The sequence below is a fragment of the Paenibacillus radicis (ex Gao et al. 2016) genome, from assembly GCF_014641555.1.
In the GTDB taxonomy this organism is placed as follows: Bacteria; Bacillota; Bacilli; order Paenibacillales; family Paenibacillaceae; genus Pristimantibacillus; species Pristimantibacillus radicis.
The window spans coordinates 116,312-131,697 of the sequence record NZ_BMHY01000009.1 but is presented as its reverse complement, the minus strand read 5'-3'; the positions used below and the strand labels follow the sequence as shown (position 1 = coordinate 131,697).

Here is a 15,386-nt window from a genome sequence, read left to right as displayed (position 1 = left end):
AGACCGGATGCTGGGCGGGAAACTGCCTACGACCGGTCTCTTTTGTTGTGCCCCCGTATAAATTCAGCAGTCGACCTCATACTATGACAAGCCGCAGAAATTTCAGCAACATTGTTGACGAGGGGGACTTAATGTCATGTGGAGCCATTCCATTCCATTAACAAATGAGCAGCCTGATCCGGCTGCCGATGAGAAGAAAAAGAACAGTACCATCGTAGAAACGATTCAGCAGCTTGGACAAACGGCGACGCCTGTTGCCGAGTCCAACATTCATTGCATGACGATCATTGGTCAAATCGAGGGTCATATCGTGTTACCTCCGCAAAATAAGACGACCAAATACGAGCATTTGATTCCAATGCTGGTGGCAGCAGAGCAGAACGCCAAAATCGAAGGCATTCTAATCGTGCTGAATACGGTTGGCGGCGATGTAGAGGCAGGTCTTGCGATTGCTGAAATTATCGCTTCCTTGTCCAAACCGACCGTGACGCTCGTTCTGGGAGGCGGGCACTCTATCGGTGTTCCGATCGCCGTAGCCGGGGATATGTCCTTCATTGCCGCAACGGCGACGATGACGATCCACCCGATACGCTTGAACGGACTCGTTATCGGCGTACCGCAAACTTTTGAATATTTGGATAAAATGCAGGAGCGGGTCGTTCGGTTTGTGACGATGCACTCCAACATTACGGAAGAAACATTTAAGGATCTCATGTTCAAAACAGGTGAATTGACCCGCGATATAGGAACGACGGTTATCGGATCTGATGCTGTCAAACACGGATTAATCGATGCCGTTGGCGGACTGGGAGAAGCGCTGAAGGAGCTGAATCGCCGAATTGCAGAACGCAAGCCTGCAGCGGCAGGTCAGCCGGGCCCGGGGGTGTATAATTAATGACGCTTTATACGATTATGCCCTTGGAGACTGTTTTGGATGGTATGACTGGCGCTGCTGAAACGGCTCAAACCCCGTCGCAGCAAATATGGCTTCACGGGATTCATATGGAAGTGATTCCAGTTGCACCTGGTATGGTGAGAATCGTCAGACTGCTGCAATGCCAGCTGAATGATTATTTAAATCCACAGCTTGCACCTGGGTCTATCATGATGTACGGGCAAAATGATGTACAAAACTAAAAAGAGAAAATAGGAACATTTGTCCACCTATGGTATAATGTTAAACCAGAGGTGACAAAAAGTTGGCTAAAAAGAGAAGAAAAAAGAAATCGATTGCATCCAATTTAAAATATGAAGTCTATGGTATTTTACTTATAACAGTATCTGTAATCGCCTTATCAGGCGGAGCGACGGTTGGCCGGTCTTTGTCCAAGCTGTTTGGCCTGTTTTTGGGCAAATTTTATTTCGTGCTGGCATTAGTCGGCATTTATGTCGGACTTACCGTCATGGTCAAGCGCGCTTGGCCGAAGGGCTGGTCGCATCGTCGTACTGGCGTGCTGATCTGCGTACTGGCATTAGCGTTGTGGAGCTCAGTTGCGATGATCGACAAATCGCTGGCGCCTTCATCGGAGCTCTCTGGCGGACTAATCTTTGAACAGTTAAGCTCTGCGATCAGGCTGGAGCTTCTTACCTTTGACGGAGCGGACGACCGTCCGATGAATGAAAAGGACATTAGCGGCGGATATATCGGCGCCATCGAGTATTCGATGCTGTTCATGCTATTCGGCTATTTCGGGGCCAAGCTCGTCATGTGGGTCATGTTTGCGATTTCGCTTATGCTGATGACTGGCAAATCCTATGTTGAAATGGGCCGTCTTGTAAAAGGCAAGCTAATTCGGCTGTTCAAGCTGTTTGCAGCAAAGTGGAACCAGAGAGCTGCGCTTAGGGCGGCAACCGCCGCCGCTGCTGCGAAAGCGCCTCGTGCCGCCGACCCCCAAGGTTATGCTCAGGATGATGACGCCATCGACGAGGACGAAGACTTTCCGCTTACACCTCGAAAGAAGAAACGCTCCCTCTTCTTCTCTTGGCTGCAACAGGATAAAAGCGAGCAAACCGTCAAGCAAGACGACTGGTCTCTCGATGATGAGGATGATGATGGGCATCAGTTGAACGGAATGAGTCCGCATTGGGCTAAGAACGGTGAAGCAATAGCAGGAGAGTGGGATCGCAACGGCGATCCGAACGAACAGCAGATGCCCGTACAGGTGCAGGAGCAACAGGAACAAGAACAAGAAGAAGCTTTACATAACTCGCCCGATCAAGTACCTTGGGAAACGGTCCCGACGATCCAAGAACCGATTGTTGAGCAGCATCTGGAAGCAATTCATGACGGGCAAACCTATCCGCCTTCGTCTCCTTATGCAGAAGAAGAAGAACAACCGGCTGAGGAGTGGACGGGGACTTGGCCGCAGCAATCCACTGAGGATGAACAGCAAATGGAGGAACCTATTGCCGAGTTGCCGGATCATGCAGAGCTGCCTTCAGCAGTTAACGATGATGAAGCGGAACCATCCGACAGTGCAGTTCTAGTCAAAGAAGCATCTGAACCGGCTGCTACAATTTCGGTTCCGGCAGAGCCTCAACCGAAGCCTTATGTGCTTCCGCCATTTTCCTTGCTAACCAAGCCAAGCTTATTGGCAAGGGGAGGGGACGGAGCGGATTCCATCGATGCGAAGAGAAAGCTGGAAGCTACGCTGGAAAGCTTCGGTGTTCGAGCCAAAGTGCTCGACGTCGTTCGCGGGCCAGCCGTTACCCGCTATGAAGTTCAGCCGGCTACGGGAGTGAAGGTAAGCCGAATTGTCAGCCTGACCGACGATATTGCACTTGCACTTGCCGCGAAGGATATACGGATGGAAGCTCCGATTCCGGGCAAATCTGCGATCGGCATCGAAGTGCCGAATATGGAAGTATCCGTCGTTACGATGCGGGAAGTGATGGAGACACCAGCATTTCATAATGCACCGTCTAAATTGTCTATCGCGTTTGGCCGGGACATTTCCGGCCAGCCGATTATCGGCAATCTTGCCCGCATGCCCCATTTGCTCGTAGCAGGGGCAACCGGATCAGGCAAGTCGGTCTGCATCAACGGCATCATTACAAGCATTCTGTACAAAGCGAAGCCGGACGAAGTGAAGTTTCTGATGGTCGATCCGAAAATGGTCGAACTGAATGTATACAACGGTATCCCGCATTTGCTTGCTCCTGTTGTAACAGATCCGCGCAGAGCTTCTCTGGCATTGAAGAAGATCGTTGTCGAGATGGAGAAGCGTTATGAGCTGTTCTCCAAGTCCGCAACAAGAAATATTGAAGGCTATAACAATTTAATGGCGGATAATCCGAAAGCGGTGCTGCCGTACATCGTCGTCATCGTCGATGAGCTTGCGGACTTGATGATGGTCGCTGCTGGCGACGTAGAGGATTCCATTGCCCGTCTGGCTCAAATGGCCCGTGCGGCAGGCATCCATCTTATTATCGCAACGCAGCGTCCGTCTGTAGACGTCATTACGGGCGTCATCAAAGCCAACATTCCTTCCCGGATTGCGTTTGGCGTATCGTCGCAAGTGGATTCGCGGACGATTCTCGACATGGTCGGGGCAGAGAAGCTGTTAGGCCGCGGTGATATGCTGTTCCTGCCTGTAGGCATGTCCAAGCCGCTTCGTGTGCAAGGCGCATTCCTCTCAGATCAAGAAGTGGAAGCGCTCGTTGAATACTCGAGGGGACAGGCGGAAGCGGAATATAAAGAGGATCTTGTTCCTGAGGTTGAGGAAGAATCCAATGATCCGAATGACATTGTAGATGAACTGTATGATCAAGCGGTGCAAATTGTTGTTGAAGCGAAACAGGCTTCTGTATCGCTGTTACAGCGCCGGATGCGTATCGGATATACGAGAGCAGCCCGATTGATCGACCAAATGGAAGCCCGCTCTATCGTTGGCCCTTATGAGGGCAGCAAACCTCGTGAGGTTATGCTCACAATAGAGCAATATCAGGCAGGAAGGATATCGTCCTAGGACGATATCCTTTTTTGTATGGAGATGCTACAGTTTCCATTCGATGCATAGAACGAAAGCTCCTTTCTCATACTAGTGCTAGGCAACGCTGCATGAAGCTAACTAACTTGCTATGAGAAAGGCAGATCCCTAGATGAGAAACCGTTTAATTGTAATGACCGCGTTAATCGTCATGCTCGTATTCGGAACGTTCTCGTTACAGCATTTGATGAACGGCAAGGCGGAAGAAACATTCAGTAACGCAACGTTGAAAGTCGGCTCCTCCGGCAAGGATGTTTATGAGCTGCAAGGAAGACTTAAATTTTTGGGGTACTTCAACGGCAAGATTGACGGCCAATTCGGTACGACCACGAAAAACGCTGTTACCTGGTTCCAGTGGAAGTTCGGCATGAAGTCGGATGGCATCGTTGGTGCCAAAACGAAGCTCAAGCTTTGGGAAGCCACGAAAAGCTGGAAGCCGAGTGCTGAGGAGTCCGGCAATGCCGGAGCGGGAGCTGGCAGCGGCACAGGTTCAGAAAGCGGATCTGGCGGTTCTGGAGGGGGCTCTGGGAGCGGCTCTGCCTTGGATAAATCCAACAAGCTGGGCCTTTCCAAAGGCGATTTGCAAATTATGGCCAACGCCGTTTACGGCGAGGCGCGAGGCGAGCCTTATGAAGGCCAGGTAGCCGTTGCAGCGGTTATCATTAACCGTCTGAAATCGCCGAGCTTTCCAAATTCGATCTCGGGTGTTATTTTTCAACCCGGTGCATTTACAGCTGTGGCCGACGGTCAAATTTATTTGACGCCAAACGAGAAAGCGGCGCAAGCGGTTCAAGATGCCATCAACGGCTGGGACCCTAGCGGCGGCTGCCTGTACTATTTCAACCCGGTTACGGCTACCTCCAAATGGATTTGGACTAGGCCGCAAGTGAAGACGATCGGCAAACACATTTTCTGCATGTAAAAGCAAATTGCGACTCCGAAGAAGCAGCCGGCCTTGCCCTTGCGCAGGCCCAGGTTGCTTCTTCCATTTCGGTTAAGTTAGAATGGTATAGGCAACGTGTAATTGGAATACATTTACTCCAGCAGAACCAAATTTGCAGGTTTATACAAGGAAGGAGCTAACGGAGTGACCTTATTTGAGAGAGGGCAGCTGGGCCGGATTCGGCTTCATGTACTGCCGACCAAACGATTTAAAACTTTTGCGATTTCGTTATTCGCAGGCGTTCCGTTATCGGAGGATACAGTGACCGAGACGGCGCTCGCTCCCTTCGTACTGCGTCGAGGCACGGCTTCCACGCCAGAGACGAAAGCATTTCGCGAACGGCTTGACGATTTGTATGGGGCCGGATTTGGCTTTGACGTATATAAAAGAGGCGATTCACAGATCGTCCAGTTTCGAATGGATGTCATTAACGACAAATTCGTCGCATCCAGCAGTCCGCTTCTAGACGCTTCGTTAAAGCTGTTAGGGGAGGTTGTAACCGACCCTTGCACAGAAGATGGAGCTTTTCGCGCGAAATATGTGGAGGCCGAGAAGCAGACGCTAACGAAACGGCTTGAATCGATCGTTAACGATAAAATCCGGTATGCGGCCGAGCGTTGTCTGGAGGAAATGTGCGAGGATGAGCCTTATCGTCTCCATCCTCTTGGCAAGCTTGAAGATATAGCTGCTATTACTGCGGACTCTCTCTATCGCAGGTACGAGCAATGGCTGGAGGAAGCGGTCTTTGACCTATATGTCGTGGGTGATACGACGCTTGATGAGGTAACTGCGCTCGTCCAGCAATATTTCCGTCCTAAAGCAGGTGTGCCTGGCGTTTATGCAGTGACGAATGTCCGTCAAGAGAGAGGCGATGTGAAAACGGTCGTCGAAGAAATGGATGTCAGTCAAGGTAAGCTGAATCTTGGTCTTCGCACCGGTATCCTGTACGGAGATGACGACTATGCGGCATCGCTGATGTACAACGGCATCTTGGGCGGTTACCCGCATTCGAAGCTTTTCCTGAACGTTAGGGAGAAGGAGAGCCTTGCCTACTACGCTTCATCGAGGCTTGACGGACATAAAGGACTTTGCACGATTCAATCTGGCATTGAGATCCAAAACTACGACCGCGCCGTCGTCATCATCAAGGAACAGCTTGAAAGCATGAAACGCGGAGAGCTTACGGAGCTGGAGATCAGCCAGACGAAAGCGATGATCTCCAATCATTTGCGGGAGCTGCAGGACAGCGCTTATGAGATGATTGCTTATGACTTTAATGCGGTATTGTCCGGTAAAGACCGCAGCGCGCAGCAGCTCCTTGACCAGATCCAATCGGTCGGGCCAGAGGATATCGTTCGTGTGGCTAACCGGGTTCAACTGGATACGATCTATTACTTGCGAGACCGGAAGGAGGCTTAACAGACATGGAAACGCTTGAGTACAACAATGTGCAGGAGACGCTATACCGCGAAGTGCTGGACAACGGACTTGAAGTGATCGTGCTGCCGAAGCCCGGTTTTCAAAAAACGTATGCCACATTTGCTACCAAATACGGTTCTGTTGACAACCGTTTCGCCGTTGAGGGAGAAGAGCCGTCTAAAGTGCCTGACGGCATCGCCCATTTTCTCGAGCATAAAATGTTCGAGGAGCCAACCGGCGACATTTTCGCCACGTTTGCATCGCAAGGCGCCTCGGCTAATGCTTTTACAAGCTTTGACCGGACCGTATATTTGTTCTCCGCAACGGAGCAAATAACGGCTAACTTGGAGACGCTGATCAATTTTGTGCAAAATCCTTATTTTACCGACGAAAATGTCAATAAGGAAAAGGGTATCATCGAGCAGGAAATTAATATGTACAAGGATAATCCTGACTGGCAGGTTTATTTCGGGCTTATCGATGCGATGTACCATAACCATCCGATTCACATCGATATTGCCGGTACGGTGGAGTCGATCTACCAAATCGATAAGGAAACGCTGTATCGCTGCTACGAAAACTTTTACCATCCGTCCAATATGCTGCTGTTCGTCGTAGGCGGTGTCGATGCGGCAGAGGTGTTCGAGCTGGTGCGGGCCAACCAAGCGAGTAAAAACTTCAAACCGCAAGGTGAAATTCACCGTTATTTCGAAGATGAGCCGGCTAGTGTCAAAATTCCGCGTAAAGTAACGAAGCTTCCGGTCTCGCTGCCTAAAGTGATGTTTGGCTTTAAGGAGAAGCGCGTCGGCTTGCCGCCTGCGGAGCTGCTGGAGCAGGAAGTATTGTCGAAGCTGATGCTGGATGCTTTGTTCGGGGCGAGCTCTTCGCTTTATCAGGATCTATATGAGGAAAATTTAATCTCCGACTCGTTTGGATCGGAATTTAATTCAAGCGACAACTACGCTTTTTCGGTTATCGGAGGCGACAGCCCTGACCCTGAAGCGCTGCTTGGCAAAGTTCGGGCGGCGGTAGAGGAAGCGGTGAAAACCGGCATTTCTGAAGAAGCCTTCGAGCGCTCGAAGCGGAAAAAAATCGGCAGTTATTTGCGAATGCTTAATTCCCCTGAAGCGATCGCCAGCGAATTTACGCGTTACCGGTTTCGCGACAGCGATATGTTCGATCTGCTTCCGCTGTACGAGAACAGCACGCTGGAGCAGGTCAACGCACGGCTTCGCGAGCATTTCGACTTCGGCCAAGTGGCTGTATCGATCGTGGAAAAAGCAGGGGAATGACGGTTATACGTCAATCGACGGTATTGGTTACCGGGGGAAGCCGGGGAATTGGCGCTGCCATTGCGCAGCGCTTTGCCGCGGAAGGCGCCAATATCGTCATTCATTATTTAGAGTCGCATGAGGCGGCTAATCAAACGGCGCGAGCCTGCATGAGGCTTGGCGCCAACGTAATGACGATAACTGCGGATTTACGCTCCAAGGAACAGCTGCTGCGAATGCGGGATAAGCTGGAAGCAAACGGCATGCTGCCTGACATACTAGTCAATAACGGCGGCATTTCCCATTACGGCATGCTAATGGACGTGACCGAGCAGGAGTGGGACGATGTCATGTCCGTTAATTTGAAGGGCATGTTCCTTTGCAGTCAAATCTTTATGTCCTCAATGATCGCCAACCGTTACGGGCGGATCATTAACGTTTCTTCTGTCTGGGGAATGTCAGGCGCCTCTTGCGAAGTGCTGTATTCCACGACAAAAGGCGGAATGAATGCCTTTACGAAAGCGCTGGCGAAGGAATTGGCCCCTACCGGTATTACTGTTAACGCCGTTGCTCCGGGGGCGGTCGACACGATGATGATGGACGGGTTCGACGCTGAGGAGAAGGCTGCGCTTGAACAGGAAATTCCGCTTGGCCGGTTCGGCCAGCCAGATGAGATCGCTTCGCTCGTCTATTTCCTGGCGCTGCCGGAATCCTCCTACATAACCGGGCAAATTATTAGCCCGAACGGCGGCTGGCACACCTAATCTGCATATTTCCGCAAACGTTGCGGCACAATAATGACTGTTGTTCATTCTCTTCATTTACACTCAGGAGGCGAAGAAACGAATGTCAGTGCTCAGCAATTTTGCGAACTTTAAGCAGTTTTTGGCTGAACGTGTAGACCAGGCGAAGGCTTCGGGTATGACCGAAGAAATGATTACAAATCTAGCCTATGAGATTGGCTCTTTTCTCGATGAGAAAGTCGATCCCAAAAACGAACAACAGCGTGTGCTGAAAGAGCTTTGGGATGCAGGCGACGAGTCGGAGAAAAAGACGATTGCTAACTTGATGGTGAAGCTTGTCAATCATTAACAAGGCCGGATAGGATTCCTCTCAGAAAAGCCTCCAATCGGAGGCTTTTCTGCAATGTTTCCGATGGAGGTTGCAGGATTGTAGCGAAAATTGTAGAATAAGCTTTTAGTAAGCGGCATTTTTCGCAAATAGCAATGATTAATGATTGTAGCGTTGCGCAATACTGACATCAACAGGCTTGGGGCGGTGACCATTCATGGAAAGCAAGCAGTATTATATGGAGTACAAAATACATAAGAACAGGCCCGGGCTGCTAGGTGATATAGCATCCCTTCTTGGTATGCTGGAAGTAAACATTATGACGATCAACGGTGTAGAAGACCGGACAAGGGGCATGCTGCTGCAGACGGACGATGAAGAGAAAATCGTTTTGCTTGGCAAAATGCTTCAAAAAGTAGACAACATTACCGTTAACAAGCTTCGGACGCCTACGATTGTCGATATTTTGGCAGTTCGGCACGGCCGTTATATCGAACGAGATTCAGATGACCGCAAGACGTTCCGTTTTACGCGTGATGAGCTCGGTATTCTCGTCGATTTTCTCGGTGAAGTGTTCAAGCGGGACGGCAATCAAGTAATTGGCTTGCGAGGGATGCCTCGCGTTGGGAAGACAGAATCGATCATTGCCGGGAGCGTATGCTCGAACAAGCGATGGACGTTCGTATCGTCGACTTTATTGCGGCAGACGGTTAGAAGCCAGCTGTCGGAGGATGAGATGACGAACAACAATATTTTTATCATCGACGGCATTGTAAGCACGATTCGTTCCAATGAGAAGCATTATGCGCTGCTCCAAGAGATTATGGCGATGCCTTCGACGAAGGTTATCGAGCATCCGGATATTTTCATTAAGGAATCTCATTATGATTACAGCCATTTTGATATGATTATCGAGCTTCGCAATACGCCGGACGAAGAAATTACCTATGAATCGTTCACGGCTAACTACACGGACGAATTCTAAAGAGAGGAGAACGAACAAATGTCAGATTTGGGAGCATTGCTTCGGAAAGCAAGAGAAGAACACGGCTTATCACTTGAAGATGTTCAAGAGACCACCAAAATTCGCAAACGCTATCTCGAGGCTATAGAGAACGGCGATCACAGCATCCTGCCGGGAACTTTTTATTTAAGAGCGTTTGTGAAAAATTATTGCGAGGCCGTAGGCTTGGACGCTGATGAAGTGCTTCGCTTGTACCAGCATGAAGTGCCGGCCGCAACGATTACCGAGCAGGTGTCGGAGCCGGTAGCGGCAAGAGCGCCGAGAAGAGTGCAAACCCAAGCGTCGGAGCGGATTGGCAAGCTTGGCTTCAACGTGCTGATGTGGTCGTTTCTTATTCTTATTGTAGTCGTCGTCTGGTTTTACGTCGTCAGCCAAAAGGGCGATGATTCTAAAGGAATTGACGATCAAACAAAAATTACGGATCAAGCTTCTCCATTGCCTAGTGATAAAGGCCAGGCAGGCACAGGAACAGGCAATTCGACTGCGACACCAACGCCGACGCCTCCGCCAACAGAGGCAACCAGCTTGACCTTTACGGAGAAAAAAGGCAAGGTCGATCATTATGACATCGGACCTGCTAATGTTGTCCATAAGCTGGAGATTAAAATTACCGGAGGACCTAGCTGGACGGAAGTGCGTAAAGGCAGCTCCACCGGAGAGAAGCTGATTGCTGAGACGGTACAGGACGGCCAAACTGTGTCTTATGATATTACAGAGCCGCTTTATGTCAATGTCGGCCGTGCCGATCTGACCGTTATAACGGTGGATGGCATTACGGTTAACGATGGCGATCAAGCAAGATCCAAAAAAGTGCTGCTTAGCCCGTTGCAGGGCAATGCGACGGATTCGCCGATTCCTCCTGCAAATGGTGAGAGCACAGAAGCGCCTTAAGAACACCAGGGTCGTATATCGGCCCTGTATGATTCGAATTACAGGATAGAGGAGAGCTGTGTACATGAGTTCCGAAAGTTCATTTGATATTATTTCCAAGGTCGATATGCAAGAGTTGAACAATGCGATTCAGCAAGCGGAGCGTGAGATCGAGACTCGCTTCGATTTCAAGGGAAGCAAGAGCAGCATTGCGCTAGAAAAAGAAGAGCTAGTTATTATATCGGACGACGAGTTCAAATTGAATAGCGTACTTGATATTTTGCAATCGAAGATGGTCAAGCGCGGTGTGCCTATTAAAAATATGGATTACGGCAAAGTCGAATCCGCATCGGCACATACGGTTCGCCAGCGCATCAAGCTGCGCCAGGGCATCGATCAGGAGCATTCCAAAAAAATTAATATATTGATCCGGGACTCCAAGCTGAAAGTGAAAAGCCTTATCCAAGGCGACCAGATTCGCGTATCCGGAAAAAGCAGGGATGACCTGCAAGCTGTAATGGCGCTGCTTCGCGGTGCTGATTTGAAGGTGGAGCTGCAATTTACGAACTACCGCTAAGGGCACTTCGGGAGAGGGCATGAGCGGACGAAAAGCGAGAGACAACGGGCGTTCTTAACGCAGGTGCTCTCGCTTTTGACATGCGGATTAAGGGTGTATTATACTTGACTATAGCTTTTCGGATATGGCTGGGGGACGCACAGATGAAAGTACAGTTACAGTTAGGTCACACAAACAAGATGAACAGCGGTATGAGCTGGCAAGCGGCTTTTGCCCGGGAGGTATCCGCATGAACCTGGCAAACAAAATTACAATTCTTAGAATTTGTCTGGTACCGATTATTATGGTGTTTTTGCTCGTTAATTTCAATTTGCCGCATTTCGCATTCAGTGATTACCAAATTACATACAATCAGATTATAGCGGCAATTATTTTTATCGTGGCGGCAAGTACAGACGGACTAGACGGTTATATTGCGAGAAAGAACAAAATTGTAACGAACTTGGGCAAGCTGCTTGATCCACTGGCAGACAAGCTGCTCGTTGCAGCTGTACTGATCTCGCTCGTACAAATGGATAAGCTGGCCGCTTGGATGGCTATCATCATTATTAGCCGTGAATTTGCGGTTACCGGCTTGCGGCAAATTGCACTGCTCGAAGGAAGTGTAATGGCAGCGAGCAAATGGGGCAAATGGAAGACGGCCATCCAGATTACGATGATCATCTCCTTGCTTCTGAACAATTTCCCGTTCCATTTCATCGATTTTCCGTTTGACATGATTTCAAGCTGGGTAGCGGTTGCGATCACTGTCTACTCTGGAATAGACTATTTTGTTAAGAATAAGCACTTGATACCGGTTCAATAACACATACTGTGGCATTCGCAAAATCCAAAGCATCTTCCCATGAAGGGAGGATGCTTTTCCATTCAAATAACGGGCAGGGGGCATTTTTCATGAAAGCAGAAATTATCGCAGTCGGCACGGAGCTTCTACTGGGACAGATCGTAAATACGAACGCTCAATTTTTATCGCAGGAGCTCGCTGCGCTTGGCATCGACGTCTATTATCAGACCGTAGTGGGCGATAATCCGGGCCGTATTCAGTCAGCCATCGAAACAGCCCGCTCGAGAGCGGATCTGCTTGTGTTTACCGGCGGTCTCGGACCGACTCAGGATGATCTGACTAAAGATGTGCTGGCTGCTTATTTGAACCGCGGCATGTCCATTCACGGCCCCTCCATGGAGCAAATCGAGAAGCTGTTCAGTTCGCGAGGCATTCACATGGTGGAAAGCAATAAGCGGCAAGCCCATACAATCGACGGCGCTGAACCTTTATTTAATGAAGCCGGACTCGCAGTTGGCAACGGTCTAAGCGTTGACGGCACCCATTATCTGCTGCTTCCGGGACCTCCCCGGGAGATGAAGCCGATGATGGAAGGAGCCGGGCGGCAGTGGATTCGTCAAGCGCTGGGCGAGAGCCAGCCTCTCTATTCGCGTGTGCTTCGCTTTGCCGGTATTGGGGAATCCAATCTGGAAGCAAAGCTTCTGGATCTGATTGACGGGCAGAGCGATCCGACTCTGGCCCCTTATGCAAAAGAAGGCGAGGTCGCCATCCGGGTATCAACTAAGGCGGCTACGGAGCAGGAGGCTGTACGAAAAATCGACGCTACCGTTCAGGCGGTCAAGGATCGCGTAGGCGAGCATTTGTATGCGCAGGAGGATATTCCGCTGGAGGAGGCTGTCGTGAGGCTTCTGAGGGCAACCAGACGCACCATGGTTAGTGCAGAGAGCTGCAGCGGCGGATTGTTTGCGGAGCTTGTGACAAATGTACCGGGCAGCAGCGGAGAATTTGCGGGCGGGGTCGTCACGTATACGAACGTCATGAAACATCAATTGCTGGGAATACCGATGACGCAGCTCGAGGGGGAAGGGGCGCCGGGCGCGATCAGCGAATCGACAGCGGCGCTGATGGCTGAACGTATCCGCGAACTCGCCGACAGTGACTTCGGGATTTCACTTACTGGAGTTGCCGGCCCAGCCGAATCGGAAGGAAAACCTGTCGGACTCGTCTATTTCGCCATTGCGGAAAGAGGCAAGCCGACGGATGTCCATACAACCCATCTCAGCGGCAGCCGTTCGATTATTCGCGTAAGGGCGGTTAAGGCAGCGCTCTATCGGTTGTGGCAGGCTTTGTCACATAGCGAAGCATAACAACATTACAAAAAAACGATTGTTTTCATCAGAGATATTGTCTATAATTGTAAATATGACGGAAGAACCGTGGCGAAGATGACTTTGCTGCGGTTCTTTTTTTGTTTATTTTCAGCGGGAGGGGGAAGCCGGACAAAAAAAGACGAATGTATGTTCGAAAAAAGACTTGGCAACGGGAAAGAAACAAGGTATCATTACATTATAAATGAAGAAGGATGTGAGTAGCTTGTCGGATCGTCGCGCTGCTTTAGAAATGGCTTTACGTCAAATTGAGAAACAGTTTGGTAAAGGCTCTATCATGAAATTAGGGGAATCCACCCATATGCAAGTAGAGATCGTGCCTAGCGGTTCGCTTGCTTTAGATATTGCTCTTGGTATCGGCGGATTGCCAAGAGGCCGTGTAATTGAAGTTTATGGACCAGAATCATCCGGTAAGACGACAGTGGCGCTTCATGCTATTGCTGAAGTGCAACGCGTTGGCGGACAAGCTGCCTTTATCGATGCTGAGCATGCGCTTGACCCTTTGTATGCGAGCAAGCTGGGCGTTAACATTGATGAGCTGCTTCTCTCGCAGCCGGATACGGGCGAGCAGGCGCTAGAAATTGCAGAAGCGCTTGTACGAAGCGGCGCAGTGGACATTATCGTTATTGACTCCGTGGCGGCGCTTGTGCCGAAAGCGGAAATTGAAGGTGACATGGGCGACTCTCACGTGGGCTTGCAAGCTCGTTTGATGTCTCAGGCGCTTCGTAAGCTGTCCGGTGCAATTAGCAAATCGAAGACGATTGCGATCTTTATCAACCAATTGCGTGAGAAAGTCGGCGTTATGTTCGGTAACCCGGAGACGACACCAGGCGGACGCGCATTGAAGTTCTATTCCAGTGTACGTCTTGATGTACGCCGGATTGAGACGATTAAACAAGGCAATGATATGGTCGGCAACCGTACCCGTATTAAAGTCGTGAAGAACAAAGTCGCTCCTCCGTTCAAGCAAGCGGAGATCGATATTATGTACGGCGAAGGCATTTCCAGAGAAGGCAGCCTTGTCGATATCGGTACGGAAATGGATATCGTACAGAAGAGCGGCGCATGGTTCTCCTATAACGGAGAGCGTCTCGGCCAAGGCCGGGAGAATGCGAAGCAGTTCCTGAAGGATCATAGTGAAATTGCAGCTGTTATCGAGAAGCAAATTCGCGAAGCGAGCAATTTGTCGGCAACAGCACAGCCAGTCGAAACGTTATCCCAAGACGATGACGATGATTTTGATGAATCCGAACTGGATTAATACCAAATAGCAGTGACCTACGCCGTCCTCCAGGGGACGGCGATGCTGTTTTAGAGGAAAAGTGAGGGATTTGATGATTGAGATTCAAGCGGTGAAGCAGGATCGTAAGGATCGCAGCCGCTATCATATACATGGGGAGGGCGAGGAGCCCCTTTTAACCGTTCATAAAGACATACTGATCAGACATGAACTGCTCAAGGGACATGCCTTCACAGAAGATGAACTGGCAGCGATTGGGGATGAGGACAGCCGATACCGTGCTTACATAAAGGCGGTTGCTTTCTTGGGCGCCAAGCCGCGAACTAGCAAGGAAATTGAACAATATTTGCAGCGTAAGGAGTTCGAGCCTGAGCATATTTCTTCGGCAGTCGAACGTTTAGAATCGGAGCATATTGTGGATGATGAAGAGTATGCGCGTAAATTTGCCGCGCAGCGAATCAAGTATGCGAACAAAGGCCGGCGCTGGATCAAGCAGGAGCTCCAGCAGCGAGGCGTATCGAAACAGGCGGCAGCCGATGCTGCAGATGCCATTGACAAAGAAGCTGAACGGGAAGCGGCAGTGAAAGCGGCAGGGAAAAAATGGCGCTCGCTGAAGGGCGACCCTATAGACCGAAAGCGCAAATTGATGGGATTTCTAATGCGAAGAGGTTTTCCAGGAGACATCGTTAAAGATGCGGTAAAATCGGTCATGGAACAAGCCGCGGCAGAGGCGGATGACGAGGAAGATGGGCTTTTGCTTGACAATTGATTTTATCAAAAGATAAAATGAACATGTATTCCTTCTATTTC

Annotated in this window: 15 protein-coding genes; all 15 read left to right on the top strand. The window is 50.0% G+C overall.

Annotation, left to right across the window (positions count from 1 at the left end):
* Positions 1 to 136 precede the first annotated feature (136 nt).
* The gene (locus IEX98_RS20895; RefSeq protein ID WP_188891150.1) at positions 137 to 895 is read left to right on the top strand and encodes a ClpP family protease; all 759 of its coding nucleotides are present in this window, start codon (positions 137 to 139) and stop codon (positions 893 to 895) included.
* Positions 895 to 1,137 carry a YlzJ-like family protein gene (locus IEX98_RS20890; protein ID WP_188891149.1) on the top strand — a complete coding sequence of 81 codons (243 nt, stop codon included), beginning with the start codon at positions 895 to 897 and terminating at the stop codon, positions 1,135 to 1,137. The genes IEX98_RS20895 and IEX98_RS20890 overlap by 1 nt, the downstream gene beginning before the upstream one ends.
* Before the next feature lie 62 nt (positions 1,138 to 1,199).
* On the top strand, positions 1,200 to 3,968 hold the full coding sequence (locus IEX98_RS20885; RefSeq protein ID WP_188891148.1) for an FtsK/SpoIIIE family DNA translocase: 2,769 nt from the start codon (positions 1,200 to 1,202) through the stop codon (positions 3,966 to 3,968).
* A gap of 133 nt (positions 3,969 to 4,101) precedes the next feature.
* Positions 4,102 to 4,911, top strand: a complete 810-nt coding sequence (sleB, locus tag IEX98_RS20880) for a spore cortex-lytic enzyme (protein ID WP_188891147.1) — start codon at positions 4,102 to 4,104, stop codon at positions 4,909 to 4,911.
* 165 nt (positions 4,912 to 5,076) lie between these two features.
* Positions 5,077 to 6,351: an EF-P 5-aminopentanol modification-associated protein YfmF gene (gene yfmF, locus IEX98_RS20875; protein WP_188891146.1), complete on the top strand. Its 1,275-nt coding sequence runs from the start codon at positions 5,077 to 5,079 to the stop codon at positions 6,349 to 6,351.
* 5 nt (positions 6,352 to 6,356) lie between these two features.
* The gene (gene yfmH, locus IEX98_RS20870; RefSeq protein WP_188891145.1) at positions 6,357 to 7,643 is read left to right on the top strand and encodes an EF-P 5-aminopentanol modification-associated protein YfmH; all 1,287 of its coding nucleotides are present in this window, start codon (positions 6,357 to 6,359) and stop codon (positions 7,641 to 7,643) included.
* The gene (ymfI, locus tag IEX98_RS20865) at positions 7,640 to 8,386 is read left to right on the top strand and encodes an elongation factor P 5-aminopentanone reductase (protein WP_188891144.1); all 747 of its coding nucleotides are present in this window, start codon (positions 7,640 to 7,642) and stop codon (positions 8,384 to 8,386) included. Before yfmH ends, ymfI begins: the two co-directional genes overlap by 4 nt.
* An 82-nt stretch (positions 8,387 to 8,468) precedes the next feature.
* Positions 8,469 to 8,714, top strand: coding sequence for a DUF3243 domain-containing protein (locus tag IEX98_RS20860; RefSeq protein WP_188891143.1), 246 nt, complete (start codon positions 8,469 to 8,471; stop codon positions 8,712 to 8,714).
* 196 nt (positions 8,715 to 8,910) lie between these two features.
* Entirely contained in the window at positions 8,911 to 9,678 is a 768-nt protein-coding gene (locus IEX98_RS20855) for a DUF3388 domain-containing protein (RefSeq protein ID WP_188891142.1), read from the top strand.
* Positions 9,679 to 9,696: 18 nt separating this feature from the next.
* Complete coding sequence (locus IEX98_RS20850) at positions 9,697 to 10,608, top strand: helix-turn-helix domain-containing protein (RefSeq protein ID WP_188891141.1); 912 nt, start codon at positions 9,697 to 9,699, stop codon at positions 10,606 to 10,608.
* A gap of 64 nt (positions 10,609 to 10,672) precedes the next feature.
* The gene (locus IEX98_RS20845) at positions 10,673 to 11,164 is read left to right on the top strand and encodes a YajQ family cyclic di-GMP-binding protein (protein WP_188891140.1); all 492 of its coding nucleotides are present in this window, start codon (positions 10,673 to 10,675) and stop codon (positions 11,162 to 11,164) included.
* A 229-nt stretch (positions 11,165 to 11,393) separates the two neighbouring features.
* Complete coding sequence (pgsA, locus tag IEX98_RS20840; protein ID WP_188891139.1) at positions 11,394 to 11,969, top strand: CDP-diacylglycerol--glycerol-3-phosphate 3-phosphatidyltransferase; 576 nt, start codon at positions 11,394 to 11,396, stop codon at positions 11,967 to 11,969.
* Between the two features lie 89 nt (positions 11,970 to 12,058).
* Entirely contained in the window at positions 12,059 to 13,315 is a 1,257-nt protein-coding gene (locus tag IEX98_RS20835) for a competence/damage-inducible protein A (protein WP_188891138.1), read from the top strand.
* A 226-nt stretch (positions 13,316 to 13,541) separates the two neighbouring features.
* A complete protein-coding gene (gene recA / locus IEX98_RS20830; protein WP_188891137.1) occupies positions 13,542 to 14,597 on the top strand; it encodes a recombinase RecA in 1,056 nt (351 codons plus the stop codon).
* Positions 14,598 to 14,670: 73 nt separating this feature from the next.
* Positions 14,671 to 15,345 carry a regulatory protein RecX gene (locus IEX98_RS20825; protein ID WP_229692298.1) on the top strand — a complete coding sequence of 225 codons (675 nt, stop codon included), beginning with the start codon at positions 14,671 to 14,673 and terminating at the stop codon, positions 15,343 to 15,345.
* Positions 15,346 to 15,386: the final 41 nt, after the last annotated feature.

Coding starts and splice junctions, on each gene's coding strand:
- IEX98_RS20895 (WP_188891150.1), top strand. CDS start 137: ATGTGGAGCCATTCCATTCCATTAACAAATGAGCAGCCTGATCCGGCT.
- IEX98_RS20890 (WP_188891149.1), top strand. CDS start 895: ATGACGCTTTATACGATTATGCCCTTGGAGACTGTTTTGGATGGTATG.
- sleB (WP_188891147.1), top strand. CDS start 4,102: ATGAGAAACCGTTTAATTGTAATGACCGCGTTAATCGTCATGCTCGTA.
- yfmH (WP_188891145.1), top strand. CDS start 6,357: ATGGAAACGCTTGAGTACAACAATGTGCAGGAGACGCTATACCGCGAA.
- ymfI (WP_188891144.1), top strand. CDS start 7,640: ATGACGGTTATACGTCAATCGACGGTATTGGTTACCGGGGGAAGCCGG.
- IEX98_RS20860 (WP_188891143.1), top strand. CDS start 8,469: ATGTCAGTGCTCAGCAATTTTGCGAACTTTAAGCAGTTTTTGGCTGAA.
- IEX98_RS20855 (WP_188891142.1), top strand. CDS start 8,911: ATGGAAAGCAAGCAGTATTATATGGAGTACAAAATACATAAGAACAGG.
- IEX98_RS20850 (WP_188891141.1), top strand. CDS start 9,697: ATGTCAGATTTGGGAGCATTGCTTCGGAAAGCAAGAGAAGAACACGGC.
- IEX98_RS20845 (WP_188891140.1), top strand. CDS start 10,673: ATGAGTTCCGAAAGTTCATTTGATATTATTTCCAAGGTCGATATGCAA.
- pgsA (WP_188891139.1), top strand. CDS start 11,394: ATGAACCTGGCAAACAAAATTACAATTCTTAGAATTTGTCTGGTACCG.
- IEX98_RS20835 (WP_188891138.1), top strand. CDS start 12,059: ATGAAAGCAGAAATTATCGCAGTCGGCACGGAGCTTCTACTGGGACAG.
- IEX98_RS20825 (WP_229692298.1), top strand. CDS start 14,671: ATGATTGAGATTCAAGCGGTGAAGCAGGATCGTAAGGATCGCAGCCGC.